The organism is Halobaculum roseum, from assembly GCF_019880245.1.
In the GTDB taxonomy this organism is placed as follows: domain Archaea; phylum Halobacteriota; class Halobacteria; order Halobacteriales; family Haloferacaceae; genus Halobaculum; species Halobaculum roseum.
Genome location: NZ_CP082286.1, coordinates 2,089,716 through 2,108,092 on the forward strand (window position 1 = coordinate 2,089,716; position 18,377 = coordinate 2,108,092).

Here is an 18,377-nt window from a genome sequence, read left to right on the forward strand (position 1 = left end):
ACCCGACTGCCGTGAGCGGCGTCCTCGCCGTCGCCGCAGGAGCCGTCGCGGTGGGGCTGATCGCCGAGACGACGCTCCAGCGACGGATCCTGCTGGCGGCGCTCGTCGGCGTGGGCTCGTTCGGCCTCGGCGGCCGGCTGTGGCAACGGGGTCGCGGTGTCATCGGCGTCGGTCTGGCGGCGTGCGGGTGTCTGGTCGTCGTCGCCGCGGCGGGCTACGCCGTCACGGAACCCCCACGGATCACTCAACGGCTCGAACTGCTGCCAGGAATACTGGGGCTGTGGGTCCTCGCCGCGGCGCTCGTGCCGATGCGGTTCCGTTGGAGTCGGTTCCTCGTCGCCGTCGGATCCGGATTGCTGTTCGTCGCGGTGCTCACGAGCGGCGTCGTCCGCGGGGCGTCCACGACGGCGCTCGTGGTCGCGGCGGGGGCGACGATCCTCTCGTGGGACGCCGCCGAGAACGCCGTTTCGCTCGGGGGGCAGATCGGTTCCCACCCTGAGACGGCCACCGTCCGGGCGGAACTCGCACACGTGCTGCTCAGCGGCGGGCTCGCCGTCGCCGCCGTCGTGGCCGTCCTCGGGGTGACCCGCCTCGGCGTCGACAGCCTCCCGCTCGCGGCGCTCGTCGCGCTTCTCGTCGCCGCGGTCGCGTTGCTGCTGGCCTCCCACCGGTGACCGTCGTCTCCGCTCCCGTTTCACACGGATGAACCCCCACCGTCGACGCGGTGCCGTTCCGGACGCGACCGACCGTCGATCGGCCACGCCGGGAGCCCAGCCTCACGCGTTCAACTGCGGAACTGGTACGTCCGAGAGGATCTCCGAGACGATGTCCGTCGTCTCGACGCCGTCGACGCGAGCGTCGGGGGTGATGACGAGCCGGTGGGAGAGGACCGGCCGCGCCATCGTCTTGACGTCGTCGGGCGTCGCGTAGTCCCGCCCTTCGAGGGCGGCGTGGGCGCGGATCGTCTCGAAGAACTTCTGGACGCCCCGCGGCGAGACGCCCGTCCGGATGCGTTCGTGTTCCCTGGTCGCGCGGGCGATGTCGACGAGGTACTCGCGGACGGCCTGCTCCACGCGGACCGTCTCGGGTGCCTCCCGCAGTCCGTCGAGTCGCTCCGGGGTGCAGACCCGTTCGACCGACGCCGACTTCGACCGCCGCGAGGCCCGGCGGTCGATCAGTTCGAGTTCGCCCGAGCGATCGGGGTATCCGAGGGTGGTCTTGACCATGAACCGGTCCTTCTGGGCGACCGGGAGCTCGAACGTGCCGTCCATCTCGACGGGGTTCTGCGTCGCGATGACGACGAACGGGTCGGGAAGCGCGTACGCGTCGCCGTCGACGGTGACCTGTCCCTCCTCCATCGCCTCCAGCAGCGCCGCCTGCGTCTTCGGCGGCGCGCGATTGATCTCGTCGCCCAGCATGACGTTCGCGAACACCGGCCCCGGGCGGAACTCGAACTCCCGCGTCGCCTCGTCGAAGACGTTCGAGCCGACGACGTCCGAGGGCAGGAGGTCGGGCGTGAACTGCACCCGCGAGAACGACACGCCGAGCGCGTCCGCGAACGACCGCGCGGTGAGCGTCTTTCCCGTCCCCGGGACGTCCTCGAGCAGGACGTGTCCGTCCGCGAGGATCCCGACGAGGATGGTCCGCAGCGTCGACCGCTCGGTGACGACGGCGCCGGCGATCTCGTCGAGGAGCTCGTCACACTGTCGCCGTACGGCCTCCGGTTCCATGCTCTGTGCTGTGCGATCGACCGGATTGTTATCCTCTCGATACGCGAGCTAGGGAGACCCGATCAAGAGTGCAATGTGCCGGGGAACGCGGTCGAGTGTTCCGTTCCGGATGATTTATTCGAGACACGTGAGCGGATCTACACATGAACGAGAAGCGTTTCGTCGTCGCGCTGTTCGGGCTCGCGGTCGCGGTCGTCATCGGCGCGCTCGCGTACCGGTTCATCGCGGCGTTCACCGTCTCGGTGTTCCTCTACTACTCGACGAGACGGTACCACCGGTTCCTGGCGCGGTTCCGGCTCCCGCCGCGAGTGCGGGCGGGGATCGTGCTCGCGTCGCTCGCGATCCCGTTGATCCTGCTCATCAGCTACGCGGCGGTCCTGCTCGTCGTCGAGGCGCGGCAGTTCGCCGCCGACACCGCGCTGGTGAGCGCGGCGGCGTCGAACATCGCGTGGTTCGCCGCGATCGAGCGCATCCCCGAGTTCAGCGTGCAGGGGATCTACGCGGCGTACCAGTCGGGCGACCTGGAGCCGTTCGTCGAGTTCGCGACCGACAACGCCACCTTCCTCACGCAGGTCGTCTCGGAGTTCGTGCTCAACCTGTTCGTCGTCACCATCGTCACCTACTACCTGCTCGTCGACGGCGACCGCATCAGCGACTGGCTGCTCCGGTTCGACGACGACGCGATCGTCCGGGAGTACTTGGAGGCCGTCGACCGCGAGTTGGAGGCGGTGCTGTTCGGCAACCTCCTGAACGTGGTCGCCATCTCGCTCATCGCGATCGCGACGTTCAGCGCGTACAACGCCCTCGTCCCCGCGGGCGTCCGCGTCCCGTACCCGGCGCTTGCGGGCGCGCTCACGGGGATCGCGAGCCTCGTTCCGATCGTCGGGATGAAGATCGTCTACCTCCCGGTGACGGCGGCGATGGCGGTCCCGCCGGTGCTCGACGGGTCGTTCGCGGAACTCGGGTACGTGTTCGCGTTCCTCGTCGTCGCGGTGGTCGTCGTCGACACGGTCCCGGATCTGGTGCTCCGGCCGCTGTTGAGCGGCGACGAGACCCACGTCGGCCTGCTGATGCTGGCGTACACGCTCGGCCCGGTCGTGCTCGGCTTCTACGGGCTGTTCTTCGCGCCGATCGTGCTCGTGGTCGGGCTCACGTTCGCGAACACCGCGCTCCCGCGGCTGCTCGGTGCCGACGACGCCCAGACGACGCTGACCGACTCCGAGGACGCCGAGGGGAACGACCGCGGGCGGGACGACGACTCGAACCCGGGCGTCGACGAGGGGACCGGAACGGGTGTCGACGACGGGGCCGGCGTCGATCCCGACCCGACCGGGTGAGCCCCGCAGGGCCCACCGGACGGGCGACCGAGCGACCGAAGAACAAGACACTTGTCGCGCTCGCGTGCAGTTCCCCGCGATGGTCCCCTCCGAACTCACTCGACGACGAACCCTCCTCGGCGCCGCGGGTGCGCTCGCCGCGCTCGCGGGCTGTAGCGGAAGCGAGGGCGGCGGCGACGAGGCGACGCCGACCGTTCCGGCGCGCGAGCCGTTCGACCCCGAGTCGGTGCCGCCACACCGCAGCCTTCGCGCAGCGACCGACGAGCCGCTGGCGTGGCTCCCCGACGAGACGCGGACCGACACCGACGGCGAGCCGCGGCGACGACGGCCGACGTTCGTCGCCTCCCGCGACCGAGCCGACCGCCTCCGGTTTGCCGACGTCGAGGGCGTCGAGGCCGCCCGGTCGTTCCTCGCGGAGACGACGTTCGACTCGGAGACGATCTACCTCGAACGGTATCCGGTCCGTCGCTGCTACGAGCTCCAGTTGTGCGACGTGTCGTGGTCGGAGACGGACATCGACACGCAGTTCGGCCGGGTGCTTCGCGACGCGGACGTCGCCTGCGACCCGGACGCCCGGGACTCGACGGCGTGGTTCGTCCGGATCCCCGAGGCGCTCGACCCCGACCGGATCACGAGCTACGGGTCGGGCATGAGCGGGAGCTCGTGTGCGGAGCGCGGTCCGCCGGCCGAGCACGAGCCGGCGATCACCGCCGACGCGGTCCCGGCGTCGAACGAGACCGCGGAGGGCGACGATGCGTGAGTCGTCCGGACGAACGCGTCGCGCCGTCCTCGCGGGCGCGGGCGCGACGGTCACGGCGTCGCTCGCGGGCTGTTCGGGGCTCCCGATCGGCGAGTCACAGCCGACGGTCACGGGCGAGCGGCTCTCGACGATCCTCGCCGATGAGCCGCCGTCGATCCCGGATCGGCTTCCGGTCGCGTTCGAGTCGACGTACCTCGACGACGTCGCGAACGATCTGGAGTCGGCGCTGGCGTCGGTTCCGACGCCGTTCGGCGCCGACCAGATCCCGAACGGTGCGATGCGCGACCGGTTCAACCGGAACTCGGCGGCCGCCCGCGAGGCGCTCACCGCCGCCGCCGAGGAACCGACGCCTCGGGAACGCGCCGGCAGCCTCCGCCACGCCCGTCGCGAGGTGGGGTACGTCGTCGGCGGATGGGCCGCGGTCGACGACGGTCGAACGGTCCCCGACGTGCGGGACGACGGGGAGGGGCTTCGGGAGGACATCCACGCGTTCCGTCGGCGGTGGACGTACCTCGGCGCCGACGCGATCGAGGCGACCGTGGTCAACGACGCGATCGCGGGGCTCGTCCGGTCGTGCATCGGCGGCCTGAACCGCGTGCTGGCGACGCGTGAGCGCGACACGACGACCGCGCTCGACGTGGCCGAGGCCGACGAGCAGCTCGCGTCCGCCCGCGGGGAACTCCGGGACGCGTCACACCTGTTCGATCGTCTCCGTGCACGCGACGGCGCGCGTGACCGCGGAGACGCGCTCGCGGGTGCGGCCGACGCGCTCGCCGACCGGGTGGCCGATCGTCGCGCCGCAGTCGGCCTCGCCGAGGGGCCGTTCACCGCCGAGGCCGACCGGGAGGCGACGCCCGCCGAGCGGGCCCTCAGGGACCTCCGCGACGACGTTCGACGCGACGAGATCGGCGAGACGCTGGCGACCGGTGGGTTCCCGCAGGCGATCGTCGGCGCACACGGGACGCTCGCGGGGATCGGCGCCGTCGAGACGCTTCGGTCGCGGGTCGGTTCCGGGGAGGCGATCGATCCCGCGTCGCCCGAGGACGTCGACGCGATCCGGACTCGCGCCCGGGAGGCGGTCGTCGCGGCCCACGAGGACGGGGAGTACCCGCGGCTCGACCGGGTGCAGACCCACCGGCTCGCGGCCGTGTTGCGATACGTCGACGATCGGCTGGCGCGTGTCGACGCCGACGACGAGATCGCGCTCTCTCGGCTGGACTGGGAACTGCGCGACCTCGTGCGGGTCGAGGCGGTCGCGCGGTCGGTCAACGACGCCAGCGCCGCCGTGGCCCGAGCGTTGGAGCGGGAGTGACACTGTCGGGACGGTCGCGCCGTTCTCCCAGTCCGTGTTCGTTGACGGGCCCGCCGAGGACCCCGACGACGGCCGAACCGTCTCCGACTTCGCCACGTTCGAGGAGGCACACACCACGACGACAGCCGTCGATCCTCGTCGCTCGGCTTCGACCACCTGACTGTCGGCTCGCAGCGCGCGCGGCCGGAACCCCGACCAGATCCCGTCGCGACGGCGTGCCAACGTACCACACGATCCTCCACAAAGTACTTATTCTCGGTTCGGGCGAGCGGGCCGCTATCCCCCGAAATCTGGTGTGTGAAGCGTTGACGCGCCTCTGGATTTACCACAAGACATTTATAAGGTCCGGCGTTGGTTACGTCCGTACCCCTACCCATGGTGACAGCAGATAGTATCCCTCGCCGAGTCCGCGTCGCGGGCGCTCTGCGACAGGTGTGGGCGAACGGTGTTGTCGCCGCTTGCAGTGCGACCTAGCAAACCATGACAGAAACTAACAACAAGATCCGCGCCCTGTTCCTGACGGCGCTGATGGTGTTCTCCGTCTTCGCGGGCACCGTCGCGTTCACCGGAACTGCGGCTGCGGCGTCCGCGACAGCCGTCGTGGATACTACGAATACTAGTATCTCACCGACGTCTGTGGACGAGGGAACGACAAACACTCACACGGTAACGTTCGTTGTAGACAACATCAACACCACTGGTGACGGAAACCAGGATGTCATCGTTGACCTGCCTGATGCGCTTGACACCTCCAGTAGTGGTGTCACCAACTCGGTGGTCAACGAGGGTGCCGTGACGTTCGGTACCACTAATGTCAACTCTACGAGTGACACGGTGACTGTCACTCTGCAGGACGACACTAGTGCGACCACCGCAGAGAACGACACGGTTAATGTGACGTTCGAAATCACGAACGTTGCTGCTCCCGACGTCAACAGCGATACTACGGCCAATGCCGTATTCTCGGTTGACGAGAATGTCGACGGCACTGCCGAAGACACGTACGACGGTATCGCGCTGACGATCAACAACACCGACGGCAGCGACGGCACGGACGATTCCACCTTCAGCGACGGTGGTCTCGTCTTCCAGGGCCAGACCGCTTCCTACGATGCGGTCGACGCTGACAACGACTTCAGCTCCGGCACGTACTACCTGTACGAGCGTGTCGACTCGTCGACGGGTTCGCCCGTCCGCCAGCTGAGCCGGTCCAACGGCTGGGTCAACGCGACCACGTCTGGGCTTGAAATTGGCCAGACCTACTTCATCTCGAACAACGGTAGCGATCCTGCTGACGCGGACACCACCTTCACCGTCCGCGAACAGGACTTCAGCGCCGCGTTCGATGAGGACTCCGTCGACAACGCTGGCACGACCAACGTCGACATCGCGTTCGAGTCGACGAACCGCGGTGAGGACTACAACGTCACCGTGACGTCCGAGAACCTCTCGGACGATGACCTCGTCGCCATCTTCGACGACAACTTCGGCGCGTTCGACGCCGACGTTGACGGCGACGGTGAGGACGACAACGACGGTGTCGAGCTGACCGTCACCGACGGTACGCAGACCGACGGTGCCAACTTCTCGGACATCGAGGGTGGCGAGTACAACTTCACCTTCAGCGTCACGGACACGACCGCTGAGGACTCCGACTCGGTCACCGTGAACGATATCGGCGCGGGCGAGACCGCCTTCGCTGATGGTAACGTCGAGGTCGCGCAGGGCGACGTCGCCGCGATCACCATCGAGATGGACGGCGCCGCGACGAGCGGCACCCTCATCGTCGGTGACAGCCAGGAAGACGGCTACCAAGCAAACATCAGCGTCGAGGACGGTGCGAACGGCGACGCTGACGGCGAGGTTACCGTTCTGTTCAACACCTACACGGCGGGCAACAACTCGCTGGGTACGATCGCCACGGCCGAGGACAGTGACGACTCCGTGACTGTCAACGCTAACGAGTCTGTCTCGGCCATCCTCGCGACGGGCGAGTACACGATCTACACGAGTTCGTCCGATGCAGCCACCACGCTGGATTCGCCGAACGACATTGGCACGCTCTTCATCGAGGAGCGCTCCACGGACGACATGCAGCTGTGGACCGCGCCCGGTGGCGCCGACCTCGACGCTGACGGCGAGGACGGCGTAGAGGAGAGCGACATCTCGACGCTCATCGAGGATGGTGCCGTCACGCAGGACGACTCCATCACCGCGGGCGACTACCTCATCCACCAGGTCACCGCGACCGGTCTGGAGGGTGTCATCGACTCCGACGGTAGCTTCGTTAACGCTATCGCGAACGGCAGCGTCACGGTGACGATCGAGCAGACGAACCCGATCCAGAACCGTGACCCCAAGACGATCAACGTCACGAACTCGCTCGACGCTATCACCCTGGTCGAGGGTGACGGTGCCTACTACATCGCCGTCGACACCGGCTCCTCGGACGTCGACGTCGAGCGTGATGGCTCCGACGTGAGCGGGAGCGGCAACGGCCTCGCTGACGGCGACGAGTTCGAGGCGACCTTCACGGTCGCTGACGACCGTCTCCTGATGTCCGAGGACGACGAGGACCACCAGTCGGTCAACGCGACCTTCGAGGTCGAGTCGGCCGAGACTGACTTCGACAGCGACCCTGTCGAAGTTGAGGCCGCCGCTGACCAGGTCGTGTCCGGCACGACCAACTACGCGCCCGGTACGGAGCTGACGGTCCGCGTTCGCTCCAACGACGGGACGCAGCCGCGGTTCTTCAACACCGAGACTGTGACCGTGCAGGCTGACGGCACGTTCAACGCGTCGTTCAACTTCACGGAGCAGTCGGCTGAGGACGAGTTCACGGCATCCGTCCGCAAGAGCGGCAACCAGATCGCTTCTGCTGACGGTGTTGTTGTCGAGGACGCAGGCACGCCGACGGCCACCGCGACGCCTGACGACGGCACGCCGACGGATACGGCGACCGCGACGGCGACCGCGACGGCGACGGCCACCGCGACGCCTGACGACGGCACGCCGACGGCCACCGCGACGCCCGACGACGGCGGCGACGAGACTGAGACGTCCACGTCGACGCCCGGCTTCGGCGCCGTGCTGGCAGTCATCGCCCTCATCGGCGCTGCACTGCTGGCAGTCCGCCGCGACAACTAACTAACCACGACTGACCGGGCGTAACCCGGTCATTTCCGCTTCACGCGGACCCATTCTTTCGACGCGCTCACATCGGCCAGCGGCGGCTATCGACCGACCCGGATCGCGTGTCCGAACTGGCAGGTGGCGCCGCCGAGACTCGCGCCCGGACGAATTCGGTGCTATCCACACACTACGTCGTGTGTGATCCCCGTGGAAAACACCTATTAGTGTACGGCCGGTACGGTAGCGCGAGCGACCGTGTCCGAACACACCGACCGCGACGACCGCGGCCAGTTCGACTCCGGGATCGCGGACGACGACCTCCTGCGATACTTCACGGAGGGACGACCGTTTCACACCGCGGGCGAGGTAGCCGAACGCTTCGACATCGACCGATCGACTGCCTACCGTCGGTTACGCCGGTTGGCGGAGGACGGGCGTCTCGAGAAGGTCACGCTCGGTAGTCGAACCGTGGTTTGGTGGTACACGGCAGATGCGGACCGGACCGCCGACGGATCGGACGACGACCCGCTGTTTGCGGCGCCCTCGTTCGCCGTCGACGACCCCGTCGACGAGGACGGGATCGACGACGTGCTCTACGGCGAGATCGAGGGATGAGCGGCCCCGGAACGACGCCGCTGTTCGTCGACACGGGCGCCTTGTTCGCCCACTTCGTCGAGAACGCCCCTCGACACCGGCGGGCTCGCGCGGTGATGAACGCGATCGCGGCCGGGGATCTCCGATTCCGTCCGTTGTACACCTCCGGCTACGTTCTCGGCGAACTGACGACGCTCGTGCTTCGGAAGACGGGCCACGAGCAGGCGATGGATACGCTTCGGCGGGTTCGGGACTCGTCGGCGGTAACGGTCCTCCACCCGGACCGATCGCAGTTCGAGGCGGTCTGTGCGGAGTTCGAGCGCTTCGACGACCAACAGATATCCTTCGTGGACCACACGACGGGAGTGCTCGCCCGCGAGCGGAACGTCGACCACGTGTTCGCGTTCGACAGCGACTTTCGGACGTTGGGGTTCTCGCTCGTTCCCGACGACATCGATATCCCGGAACGGTAACCCGGCCATTTCCGCTTCACGCGGACCCGTTCTTTCGACGCGCTCACATCGGCCAGCGGTGGCGCCGTCGATCGCGTTGCCTCCGACACGCCGTCGAGCGGTCGAATGACGGCCGACCGAACACTCCGAGCCAGAACACGTATTGTGCAACATCGCATCTCGATCGATATGACCGTAGCTGGCGCGTTCGAGAACGACGACAGACTGGCCGACATGGCCGGCAACGGACTCGAAGCACACGACCTCGCGGGATACGAGGTGGATCCGGCGTTCGCCGAGGCGCCCTAACTCGTAGCGCACGACTGCAGGACGGTTCCTCCTATCGTAGCGCAACGACCGCTAAAGGCAGTCGGGCTCCGCCATCGCGACGCCGCCGTTCATTCCTCGGACAGTTCGTCGAGACACCGATCCATGACCTCCCAGACCACACGAGCCGGCTCCAGCGAGGCGAACTCGTACGGACGGTACGCGTACGACGATTCGTGCCTCCCACGCCGCTGGACGTGCCCCCAGCCGTCGACGTGGGGATTCGGCTCGTGGTGCCATCCGAAGTCGCCGTCGGCGTCGCTGTAGTGGAACGAGAACTCGGGTGGGTCCGCCCGGTTCGAACCGGCGAACCATCGAACGGTGAGGGTCGCGTCGCCGCCGATCGCCGGGTGATCCGTCGAGAGCTGGGCGACCACCTGGACGAACGAACCCTCAGGGAGTCCGCGAGCCGACTCGACCGCCGGATGCCGCTCCAGTTCCCGCCTGATGGCGCGCAGCGCTCGGTGTGACGCCGCCCCGGGATCTGACGTGCCGCCGTCCATCCTCAGGCGACCGCCCGCGAGTTCCCGCCGTACTCGGGATACCGTTCGATCGCCTCCTCGACGAGTCCCAGCCGGTACGACGCGAGCTCCCAGTCGTTCGCCGTCCGCGCGATCGCTCGCGTCTCCTCGGGGGAGTCCGCGTCCGCCCCGTGCGTTCGGAGCGCCTCGGGCGAATCGACGCCGTACTCCTCGCGCCAGTCCCGGATCTCCGCCTGTAACGCGGCTTTCAGATCGAGCAGCCCCTCGTGGTCGTGTTCCTCGAACAGGTCGCGGATCGCCTGCATTCGGGTGTGAAGCGGGTCCGGCGCGTAGACGGCGGTCCCCTCGCTCGTCTCGCGGACGAGGACGTGCATCCGCACCAGCCGTTCGAGGTGCCCCCGTGCCGTGTTCTCCGCGACGTGGGCCTCCGACGCGATGTACGACGCGGAACGCGGACGCGAGAGGCCGCTCGCGACGGACTCGACCCTGTCGAACGCGCTCGTCTGCCGCTTCCACTCCTCGACACCGGGATCCTCCTCGGACATACCGAGTACTCGCGTTGCAAGCTCAATAAATCTATCTTCGGATAGAATAGTCGATCTACTGCCGCGCTCCACTGTGGAACGAACGGCAGCGTGTCCGCCACACACGAGACGACAAGGGCTTTACCCGACAGCGCCGATCCACGAACGAATGGCGAGCATCTACACCGACCTGCTGGGGTGGGTGGTGATCGCGACGTTCCTCGCGGGCGCGGGCGTCGAGTACGTCCGACGCAACCGCGTCGGCGACGACGCGGGCGCGCTGGCGACCCTCCGAGGCCGCCTCGACACACCCGAGACCCCGCCCGAGCGCACGCTCGCGACCGCGGGGTGGGTGCTGTTCGCCGCCTTCTGGCTCGCGCTGTTCCCGCACTTCGCGTTCACGCAGAAGAGCTACGTCGAGGGGGTGCTCTCGCTGCTCGCGGTCCCCGCGTGTCTGTACGCCGGGTGGCTGCTGTGGAACGGCCGCGACTCGCTGCTGGTGCTCTCGCGGGCGGTCGCCGCGATGGGCGTCGTCTACTTCCCGTTCGAGTCGATCGAGGTGCTCAAGCGGACGCTGATCCTCGTCGTCACCGAACAGACCGGCTGGGCGATGGCGCAGTTCGGCTACGAGCCCGCGCTGGTCGAGGGGCCGATCCTCGGGTATCAGAACGCCTACCGGTTCGTCACCGCCGACGGACACGGCCTCCTGTTCGAGGTCGTCCTCGCGTGCACCGGGCTGGGGAGCATGGCGATCTTCGCGGGGCTCATCGCCGCGGTGCGCGCCCCCCTCGGCCGGAAGCTGCGCGCGCTGGCCGTCTCCATCCCGATCATCTGGCTGCTCAACATCGCCCGAACCACGTTCATCGGGATCACCTTCGGCAACCAGTACCTCCAGCTGTTCGTCGACGAGGTGCTGTTCCTGTTCGGCTCCTCGGACCCGTACATGGTGTCGTTCTTCCTCTCCGATCGGGTCATCTCGCAGGTGCTCGCGGTCGTCGCGCTCGTCGGGATCACCTACCTCGTCGTCCGCGAACTCCCCGAACTCGTCACCGTGATCGAGGACGTGCTGTACATGATCACGAAGGAGGAGTACGACCTGCTGGAGTCGCTTGATCTTCCGAGAGAGCCGGTTCGAGCCGACGGCGGCGTGTCCGAAGCTCCCGACGACCCTAACGAGCCGTAGTCTCGGCCGCCCACCCACTCCTCTCGTCTACCGTTCTCCGCGTCTTCGACCGACCCGACCGAACGGGACCGTGGCGTCGTGCTCGCTGTACTGCGCTACTCGACCGCCGGCAACACGTCCCGGGGACACCCGGCCAACGCCGCGAGCGCCTCCGCCTCCAGGTGGTGCAACTCACCGGGGATCACGAGCATGTGCAGCGGGTCGCCGAAGTCGCGCTCGCCGAGCGCCGCGAGCGTATCGGCGGCGACGACCGGCTCCGGGCTGCCCGCTCGCGCGACGGCCACTCCGATGGCGTCCTCGTCCCAGTCGCGCGCTAAGGCCGCGGCGGCGTGGTCGGCGGTCATGTACTCGTCGGGTTCGCCCTCGGCGGGCCCAGCCGGAGACGACCCCGCGACCTTGATGTCCAGATACACCAGCGTGTGGAGCCCGCGCTCGCGGTTCGCCTCGATCCCCTCGATCACGGACTGCGGGGTTCCGTCCGCCCCGTGGGCGTACTCGAACGGGAGCGTCACGGCCTTGCCGAAGCGGTAGTTCTGCAGCCCCGTCAGCGAGGAGGCGGCCGACTGGGCGGTGACGCCGTGGATCACCCGGGTGTCGATGCCGCGCTCGGCCGCGCGCACCCGGAGGTCGACGTGCGTCGTCGAGATCATCGTGTCGCCGGCGGTGAGAAACGCCACGTCCTCCTCGGCGGCCGCATCGAGGATCGGCGTCGGGTCCTGCTCGACGCCGGCGCGGTCGCGGACCTCGATGTCGACGCCGTGGTGATCCGCCAGCGCCTCGACGGTGGTGCCCGCGAGGCGGCTGGTGTAGAACTCCGCAAACACGCGGTCGGCCGCCCGCAGCGCCTCGCGTCCCTCGACGGTGACCGAGCGCTCGTCCCAGAGGCCGAGGCCGATGAAGGTGAGCATATCCGGAGAACGTCCGCCCGTCGCTTCCCGGTTTCGCTCCGGCGTTTCGGTCACGAGTGGATCCTCGCGCACGGGCGGTCGACGCCGACGGGACGTCGCCGCCGGACTCGGTACCGGTTCGAAATGGACTCCCTACCCGCCCAACGAGCGGCAACCCCGCGGAGTCGACGTCCACACCCCACGCAGTCGACGAGATCGGCGCCCAGCCACCTTCGAGGAGTAACCGTTGCTTGCCGACGTCGCCCTCGCACGGCGAGGTGGCTAACAAAGCGGTCGGCGACGTTCATATAGGGAGTCATGTTCATCGACACTGGCGGTGTGGTCGTCGCCCAGATCGGGGTTCCCGAGTTCTTACAGACGGCAGTCGCAGAGACGCTCGCGTTCCTGCCGCGGCTGATCGGGGCGGTCGTCATCCTCCTCATCGGCTGGCTCGTGGGAACCGGCGCCGCGCGGGTGATCCGCGTGCTCGCCGACCGCGTCGAGGTCGATCGTGCGGTGCTGGCGACGCCGTTGGGGACGATCCTCGGCGGAACCGAGTCGGCCGTCTCGAAGGCGTTCGGGACGCTCGGCAAGTGGTTCGTCTACGCGTTGGCCGTGCTTGCGGCCGCGAAGGTGCTCGCGATCCCGCTGTTGTCCGAGTGGATCCAGACGGCGGTGTCGTACCTCCCGGCGTTCGTCGGCGGCCTGCTCGTGATCGTCCTCGGGTTCGTCGTCGCGGACTTCATCGGCGACGCGATCACCCGCACCGAGGCGGCGACCGAGAACGAGTACACCTCGTGGTTCGCCACGGGCACACGGCTGTTCCTGTACTTCACCGCCGTCGTGATCGGCCTGTCGACGATGGGCGTCGACACCAGCATCCTCACGGTGTTCGCCCAGGCGATCGCGTGGGGGCTCGCCGCGGCCATCGCCATCGGCGTCGGCGTCGCCGTCGGCTGGGGCGGCCACACCTACGTGCAGGAGAACATCGGTCGGTGGGCCGGCCAGGTGTCCTCGGCGACGCCCCGGCCCCGGAACAAGCGCCGGGAGGGTGAGGGCGCGCCCGCGACCGACGACGACTGATCGAACGCGAGCGTCACGACTCGTGGGAACAGTCGACGCGACGAGAACGCCGGTGGAGGGGATTGTGAACTACGCCCGGACTCGCTTCGCTCGCCCGGTCTAGTTCAAATCCCTCCACGGGTGGCTTCCGCTGCCCACGTTCGTTCGCAGCAAGGAAGCCGGTGGAGGGATTTGAACCCTCGGCCTATTCCTTACGAAGGAATCGCTCTGCCAGCTGAGCTACACCGGCGCGTGCGATCAGTCGTACTGCCATGACGGGAATAAGGGTTGCGAATGTGCGTCGGCGTGACCCGGACTCGCACGTTTTCCTCAGGAGTGGGTTCGAACGATCCCGAGGTCCCCGACTGTGGCGATAGTTGTAGACTCGATCGGGACGCGTTCATCACATCCCGATCGGGAGACGCCGCCCTTGTCCTACTTGACCTTCGACAGCACGAACGACGGGCTGCTGGAGAACGTCGTCGCCGGACTCTGAATCCACCAGTGCGAGCCGAGAGACAGTCTTTTGTGTGATACCAATGTATCACAGCTCATGAGCACCGACACGAACGCCGGTGACGACCGGATGGAGAAGATCAACGTCCGCGTCCCGGAGAGCCTGCTGCAGCGTATCGACGAGGAATGGGAACGCCGCGGGTACTCCAGCAAGTCCGAGGCCATCCGTGACGCGCTGCGCGACTGGGTGAACCCACCGGCGACGCTGTCCGAAGAGACGCTCGCCGACCTGGAGGAGAGTCGCGATCAGGTGGAACGGGGCGAGACGGTGTCGGCAGAGGAGGCCCGCGAGCGGCTGGGGCTGGATGACTGATGTCGAGTACACCGAACAGGCCCTCGACCACTTGGACGGCCTCGACCCGCAGGTCGCCGACCGTGTGATGAACAAAGTGGGCGAGGCGACCGAGTGGACCGAGCACCGCCTGGAGTCGCTTTCCGGATATCCCTACTACAAGCTCCGGGCGGGAGACTACCGGGCTATCATCACCTGGGATCGCGGCGCCGATCTCATCCGCGTGGAGGCCGTCGGGCACCGGCGAAACATCTATGACCGGCACCTCCCGCCGTGAGTGCCTGTTTTTCCAGTTCGGGGTAGTTTCCGATCGGGAGACATGCGACTGCGCTCGGCGAGGAACTCCGATAGCAGGCAATCTACCCGGGTTCGACGCCCCTACTTCCTCAGGTCCGCCGGATCCGCACGTCGAGACAGACGTTCAGTTCGTGCGGCGCGTACGACCGTACTTCCCGACGCGTCAGCACCTCGACCTCGTAGCCCGCGCGCTCGGCGACCGCCCGGATCGCGCGCTCGCCCGGCCCGAACGGGTCGTCCTCGTGGGCCATGTCGTACAGGTGGAGCACGCAGTCGTCTCCCGCGAGCCGCACCGCGGTGTCGAGGAACTCGTCGGCGCTGTGCGGGAGGTTCATCACGATCCGGTCGGCCCAGCCGTCGTAGTCGGCGGTCGTCTCGCGAACGTCGCCCTCCAGCGCGGTGATGCGGTCGGCGACGCCGTTGCGCTCGGCGTTCTCGCGCAGGTAGCGGATCGCCGCGGGGTTCACGTCGCAGGCGAGCACCTCGGCGCCGCGGGCGGCCATCGGCACCGCGAAGGGGCCGACGCCCGCGAACATGTCGACGACGCGCTCGCCGGCCTCGACCTGCTCGACGACGCGGTGCCGCTCGGTGGCGAGGCGGGGGGAGAAGTACACCTCGGCGACGTCGAGGGCGAACTCGTGGCCGTACTCGCGGTGGACCGTCTCGGTGCTGTCGCCGTGGAGCACGTCCCACTCGCGGACGCGGTACTCGCCGGCGACCTTCGAGGCGCGGTTCACCACCGTCTCGCAGGGCACGTCCGACTCGACGATCGCGTCTGCGATCCGCCGTGCGCGGTCGGGGTCGTCCTCGTCGAGGATGACGATGTCGCCGAGGCGCTCGTAGGACGGCTCGAACCCGAGCACCTCCGCGGGCGGCGTCGGGCCGTCGCGTTCGGCGGTCTCGCGGTCGACGACCTCGTAGCCCGCCTCGCGGGCGGCGGCGGCGTCGACGACGGGGACGAAGATCTCGCCGTCCTCGACGGCGATCTCGCGGTCGCCGTCGAGCAGGTCGCGCTCGGCGAGCGCCGCCCTCGTCGCCTCGCCCTCCCGAACGGGCGCGCGGACGCACGGCGTGGTCATACCCGGCCTCGGCCGCCCGCGCGAAAAGGGCTACCGGTCCGGGTCGACCGCCGAGCCCGCTGACGCGTCCCCGATCGCCCCGGCGTCGAGGGACACCGCGTCGCCGAACAGCGTCGCGAGGTCCAACTCGGCGACGAGGTCGGCGGCCGCCTCGTAGGGATCGCGGGCGTCGGCCGCCCCACCGGGGCGCGTCAGGCCCGCGTGCGCGAAGACGGCGTCGACGAACGCCTCCCGGACGGGGTCGGCGGAGAACACGTCGTGGAGGTACGTCCCGACCACGTCGCCGACGGCCGCGCTCCCCGGCTCCAGCGGCGTCGCGACGGCGTCCGAGTCGACCGGTTCAGTCCGTCCCATGTGGATCTCGTACCCCGACACCGTCCCGTCGGCCCCCGCGAGCGGACCGGCGCCGTCGACGGAGACGGTCGTCTCCCGGACCCGCTTGTCCGTCGAGAAGCGCGTCTCCACCGGGAGCAGCCCGATCCCGGCGACCTCGTCGGCGTCGCCGGTCCCCTCGATCGCGGCGTTCGTGACGCGCTCGCCGAGCATCTGGTAGCCGCCACAGACGCCGACGACGGGCCCGTCGAACGTCCGGAGGCGGTCGCCGAAGCCCGCCGCCCGCAGCGCCAGCAGGTCGTCGACCGTGTTCTTGGTGCCCGGCAGCACCACCGCGTCGGCGTCCCCGAGGTCGTCGTCGAGGGGGACGTACGCGACTCGAACGCCGGGCGTGCGCGCCAGCGGCTCCAGGTCCGAGAAGTTGGAGACGCGCGGGAACCGCGGCACCGCGACGGTCACCGCGGCCGCGTCGTCGACGCCGTCGTCGTCGCCGACGACCGCCCGCTCGCCGTCGGCGGGCAGCGACACGCTGTCCTCCTCGGGGAGCCCGGGGTCGTCGTACGGGAGCACTCCGAGCACCGGGACGCGGGTGCGCGATTCGAGGTCCTCCAGCCCGGGTTCGAGGATCGCGGGGTCGCCGCGGAACTTCGTGATCACGGTCCCGACGACGCGCTCGCGGAGGTCCGCGGGCATGAGCTCCAGCGTCCCGTAGAGGCTGGCGAACACGCCGCCGCGTTCGATGTCGCCCAACAGGAGGATCGACGCGTCCGCGAAGCGGGCGGTCTCGACGTTCGCGAGGTCGCGGTCGTGGAGGTTGATCTCCGCGACGGAGCCGGCGCCCTCGGCGACGATCACGTCGTGGGCGGCCGCGAGTCGCCCGTGGGCCTCGAGGGCGGCCGTCCGCGCCCGATCCCAGTGCTCGTCGTAGTACGTGCCGGCCGCGAAGTGCCCGACCGCCTCGCCGTCGATCACGAGCTGGCTCTCGCCTTCCCCGCGGGGTTTGAGCAGGACGGGGTTCGCGTCCGTCGTCGGCGTGACCCCGGCCGCGCGCGACTGCACGTACTGGGAGACGCCGATCTCGCCCCACTCGCCGTCGGGCGTGCGCGCCGCGCGGGCGTTGTTGCTCATGTTCTGGGCCTTGAACGGCGCGACCGAGACACCCGCGTCGGCGAGGCGGCGACACAGCCCGGCCACGACGGTGCTCTTGCCGACGTGGCTCGCGGTGCCGCCGACGAGGAGGGTGACGGCGTCGTCGCCGCCCTCCGCGCTCGCGCGCTCGCTCCCGTCCATCAGTACTCGGTACCCTTGCGGGCGCGGTGGCCGTCGTCGAACGGGTGCTTCACCTTGCGGACGTTGGTGATCAGGTCGGACGCCTCGCGCAGGTACTCGGGCTCCTCGTGGCCGCCCGTGAGCACGAGTTCGAGGGGGTCGGGCTTCGACTCGATCAACTCAAGCAGGTCGTCGGGGTCCACCAGCTCGCGGTTGGCGGCGTACACCATCTCGTCGAGCACGAGCATGTGTGCGCCGTCCTCGGGGTCTCCGTCGAGGGGCAGCGGCTCGGTGAGGTCGACCTCGCTCCACCCATCGACCAGCTCTCGCGCGCGTTCGAACCCCGCGGCCGCGCGGGCGGCGTGGTCGGTCTCGTCGGAGCCGTCGGCCATCCCGTGCCAGCCGTAGTGGCCGGAGTTCTCGTAGCTGATCCCCGGCAGCGCCGCGATGGCGTTGTACTCGCCGCGGACGTCCTCGACGCTGTCGGCGCCACCCTTCATGAACTGGAGGAGGTGCACGCGGTAGCCGTGGCCCGCCGCGCGGAACGCCATCCCCAGCGCGGCCGTCGTCTTCCCCTTCCCGTCGCCCCACCACGTCTGCACCAGCCCGAACTCCTCGGGCGCGGCGGGCTCGATGTCGCGGGCGGCAGGGGTGACGCCCTTCCCCGGCGTCCGGGCGCGGGGGGTCTCGTTGTGGTCCTCCTCTCGGTCGTCGGTACGGGTTCCGTCGTCGTCCGCGGTGTTCTGGTCGGTCATGGGTGGCTCCTACGGTGTGGGTCGGCAAACGCTTCCGGGTCGCTTCGGCCGGCT

The 18,377-nt window shown here is 68.8% G+C and carries 18 protein-coding genes and 1 tRNA gene; 11 read left to right on the forward strand and 8 right to left on the reverse strand.

Features of this window, described 5'->3' with window-relative positions; all coding sequences use genetic code 11:
* The first annotated feature begins 11 nt into the window (after nt 1–11).
* On the forward strand, nt 12–674 hold the full coding sequence (locus K6T36_RS10585) for a DUF7519 family protein (protein ID WP_225935098.1): 663 nt from the start codon (nt 12–14) through the stop codon (nt 672–674).
* Nucleotides 675–776: 102 nt separating this feature from the next.
* On the opposite strand, the gene K6T36_RS10590 is transcribed toward K6T36_RS10585, so the two are convergent.
* Nucleotides 777–1,730 carry an AAA family ATPase gene (locus K6T36_RS10590; protein ID WP_222921255.1) on the reverse strand — a complete coding sequence of 318 codons (954 nt, stop codon included), beginning with the start codon at nt 1,728–1,730 and terminating at the stop codon, nt 777–779.
* A 143-nt stretch (nt 1,731–1,873) separates the two neighbouring features.
* Here K6T36_RS10590 and K6T36_RS10595 point away from each other — a divergent pair, with 143 nt between their 5' ends.
* From K6T36_RS10595 to K6T36_RS10620, 6 genes are all read left to right on the forward strand, one after another.
* Entirely contained in the window at nt 1,874–3,067 is a 1,194-nt protein-coding gene (locus K6T36_RS10595) for an AI-2E family transporter (protein ID WP_222921256.1), read from the forward strand.
* Between the two features lie 79 nt (nt 3,068–3,146).
* Complete coding sequence (locus K6T36_RS10600) at nt 3,147–3,827, forward strand: hypothetical protein (RefSeq protein ID WP_222921257.1); 681 nt, start codon at nt 3,147–3,149, stop codon at nt 3,825–3,827.
* Entirely contained in the window at nt 3,820–5,139 is a 1,320-nt protein-coding gene (locus K6T36_RS10605; RefSeq protein WP_222921258.1) for a hypothetical protein, read from the forward strand. Before K6T36_RS10600 ends, K6T36_RS10605 begins: the two co-directional genes overlap by 8 nt.
* 480 nt (nt 5,140–5,619) lie before the next feature.
* Nucleotides 5,620–8,286 (forward strand): BGTF surface domain-containing protein, encoded by a 2,667-nt coding sequence (locus tag K6T36_RS10610; RefSeq protein ID WP_222923426.1) that lies wholly within the window; start codon nt 5,620–5,622, stop codon nt 8,284–8,286.
* Nucleotides 8,287–8,526: 240 nt separating this feature from the next.
* The gene (locus tag K6T36_RS10615) at nt 8,527–8,886 is read left to right on the forward strand and encodes a helix-turn-helix domain-containing protein (protein ID WP_222921259.1); all 360 of its coding nucleotides are present in this window, start codon (nt 8,527–8,529) and stop codon (nt 8,884–8,886) included.
* Entirely contained in the window at nt 8,883–9,338 is a 456-nt protein-coding gene (locus K6T36_RS10620) for a type II toxin-antitoxin system VapC family toxin (RefSeq protein WP_222921260.1), read from the forward strand. The genes K6T36_RS10615 and K6T36_RS10620 overlap by 4 nt, the downstream gene beginning before the upstream one ends.
* 377 nt (nt 9,339–9,715) lie before the next feature.
* Here K6T36_RS10620 and K6T36_RS10625 read toward each other — a convergent pair whose 3' ends face one another.
* Nucleotides 9,716–10,147, reverse strand: a complete 432-nt coding sequence (locus tag K6T36_RS10625) for a hypothetical protein (RefSeq protein ID WP_222921261.1) — start codon at nt 10,145–10,147, stop codon at nt 9,716–9,718.
* Between the two features lie 2 nt (nt 10,148–10,149).
* Entirely contained in the window at nt 10,150–10,671 is a 522-nt protein-coding gene (locus K6T36_RS10630) for a DUF7342 family protein (protein ID WP_222921262.1), read from the reverse strand.
* Nucleotides 10,672–10,819: 148 nt separating this feature from the next.
* On the opposite strand from K6T36_RS10630, the gene artA reads away from it, so the two are divergent.
* A complete protein-coding gene (gene artA / locus K6T36_RS10635) occupies nt 10,820–11,833 on the forward strand; it encodes an archaeosortase A (RefSeq protein ID WP_222921263.1) in 1,014 nt (337 codons plus the stop codon).
* 95 nt (nt 11,834–11,928) lie between these two features.
* On the opposite strand, the gene dph5 is transcribed toward artA, so the two are convergent.
* Nucleotides 11,929–12,741 carry a diphthine synthase gene (gene dph5 / locus K6T36_RS10640; protein ID WP_222921264.1) on the reverse strand — a complete coding sequence of 271 codons (813 nt, stop codon included), beginning with the start codon at nt 12,739–12,741 and terminating at the stop codon, nt 11,929–11,931.
* 297 nt (nt 12,742–13,038) lie between these two features.
* Between dph5 and K6T36_RS10645 the strand changes: the two genes are divergently transcribed.
* Nucleotides 13,039–13,803 carry a mechanosensitive ion channel family protein gene (locus tag K6T36_RS10645; protein ID WP_222921265.1) on the forward strand — a complete coding sequence of 255 codons (765 nt, stop codon included), beginning with the start codon at nt 13,039–13,041 and terminating at the stop codon, nt 13,801–13,803.
* Between the two features lie 156 nt (nt 13,804–13,959).
* On the opposite strand, the gene K6T36_RS10650 is transcribed toward K6T36_RS10645, so the two are convergent.
* Nucleotides 13,960–14,032 (reverse strand) — tRNA-Thr (locus K6T36_RS10650).
* A gap of 303 nt (nt 14,033–14,335) precedes the next feature.
* Between K6T36_RS10650 and K6T36_RS10655 the strand changes: the two genes are divergently transcribed.
* Both K6T36_RS10655 and K6T36_RS10660 read left to right on the forward strand, forming a co-directional pair.
* Nucleotides 14,336–14,611: a ribbon-helix-helix domain-containing protein gene (locus K6T36_RS10655; protein WP_222921266.1), complete on the forward strand. Its 276-nt coding sequence runs from the start codon at nt 14,336–14,338 to the stop codon at nt 14,609–14,611.
* Nucleotides 14,604–14,867 carry a type II toxin-antitoxin system RelE family toxin gene (locus K6T36_RS10660; RefSeq protein ID WP_222921267.1) on the forward strand — a complete coding sequence of 88 codons (264 nt, stop codon included), beginning with the start codon at nt 14,604–14,606 and terminating at the stop codon, nt 14,865–14,867. The genes K6T36_RS10655 and K6T36_RS10660 overlap by 8 nt, the downstream gene beginning before the upstream one ends.
* A 109-nt stretch (nt 14,868–14,976) precedes the next feature.
* Here K6T36_RS10660 and K6T36_RS10665 read toward each other — a convergent pair whose 3' ends face one another.
* From K6T36_RS10665 to K6T36_RS10675, 3 genes are read right to left on the reverse strand one after another with little or no spacing between them, the layout of a single operon-like run.
* Nucleotides 14,977–15,966: a class I SAM-dependent methyltransferase gene (locus K6T36_RS10665; RefSeq protein WP_222921268.1), complete on the reverse strand. Its 990-nt coding sequence runs from the start codon at nt 15,964–15,966 to the stop codon at nt 14,977–14,979.
* A gap of 30 nt (nt 15,967–15,996) precedes the next feature.
* Nucleotides 15,997–17,589: a cobyric acid synthase gene (locus K6T36_RS10670; RefSeq protein WP_222921269.1), complete on the reverse strand. Its 1,593-nt coding sequence runs from the start codon at nt 17,587–17,589 to the stop codon at nt 15,997–15,999.
* Complete coding sequence (locus tag K6T36_RS10675; protein WP_222921270.1) at nt 17,589–18,323, reverse strand: cob(I)yrinic acid a,c-diamide adenosyltransferase; 735 nt, start codon at nt 18,321–18,323, stop codon at nt 17,589–17,591. Before K6T36_RS10675 ends, K6T36_RS10670 begins: the two co-directional genes overlap by 1 nt.
* Nucleotides 18,324–18,377: the final 54 nt, after the last annotated feature.

Excerpts from the sequence above, each read along its gene's own strand:
- dph5 (WP_222921264.1), bottom strand. The coding sequence starts at position 12,741 with ATGCTCACCTTCATCGGCCTCGGCCTCTGGGACGAGCGCTCGGTCACC.
- K6T36_RS10620 (WP_222921260.1), top strand. The coding sequence starts at position 8,883 with ATGAGCGGCCCCGGAACGACGCCGCTGTTCGTCGACACGGGCGCCTTG.
- K6T36_RS10645 (WP_222921265.1), top strand. The coding sequence starts at position 13,039 with ATGTTCATCGACACTGGCGGTGTGGTCGTCGCCCAGATCGGGGTTCCC.
- K6T36_RS10655 (WP_222921266.1), top strand. The coding sequence starts at position 14,336 with ATGAGCACCGACACGAACGCCGGTGACGACCGGATGGAGAAGATCAAC.
- K6T36_RS10605 (WP_222921258.1), top strand. The coding sequence starts at position 3,820 with ATGCGTGAGTCGTCCGGACGAACGCGTCGCGCCGTCCTCGCGGGCGCG.
- K6T36_RS10600 (WP_222921257.1), top strand. The coding sequence starts at position 3,147 with ATGGTCCCCTCCGAACTCACTCGACGACGAACCCTCCTCGGCGCCGCG.
- K6T36_RS10590 (WP_222921255.1), bottom strand. The coding sequence starts at position 1,730 with ATGGAACCGGAGGCCGTACGGCGACAGTGTGACGAGCTCCTCGACGAG.
- K6T36_RS10610 (WP_222923426.1), top strand. The coding sequence starts at position 5,620 with ATGACAGAAACTAACAACAAGATCCGCGCCCTGTTCCTGACGGCGCTG.
- K6T36_RS10595 (WP_222921256.1), top strand. The coding sequence starts at position 1,874 with ATGAACGAGAAGCGTTTCGTCGTCGCGCTGTTCGGGCTCGCGGTCGCG.
- K6T36_RS10665 (WP_222921268.1), bottom strand. The coding sequence starts at position 15,966 with ATGACCACGCCGTGCGTCCGCGCGCCCGTTCGGGAGGGCGAGGCGACG.
- K6T36_RS10630 (WP_222921262.1), bottom strand. The coding sequence starts at position 10,671 with ATGTCCGAGGAGGATCCCGGTGTCGAGGAGTGGAAGCGGCAGACGAGC.
- K6T36_RS10670 (WP_222921269.1), bottom strand. The coding sequence starts at position 17,589 with ATGGACGGGAGCGAGCGCGCGAGCGCGGAGGGCGGCGACGACGCCGTC.
- K6T36_RS10660 (WP_222921267.1), top strand. The coding sequence starts at position 14,604 with ATGACTGATGTCGAGTACACCGAACAGGCCCTCGACCACTTGGACGGC.
- K6T36_RS10675 (WP_222921270.1), bottom strand. The coding sequence starts at position 18,323 with ATGACCGACCAGAACACCGCGGACGACGACGGAACCCGTACCGACGAC.
- K6T36_RS10625 (WP_222921261.1), bottom strand. The coding sequence starts at position 10,147 with ATGGACGGCGGCACGTCAGATCCCGGGGCGGCGTCACACCGAGCGCTG.
- artA (WP_222921263.1), top strand. The coding sequence starts at position 10,820 with ATGGCGAGCATCTACACCGACCTGCTGGGGTGGGTGGTGATCGCGACG.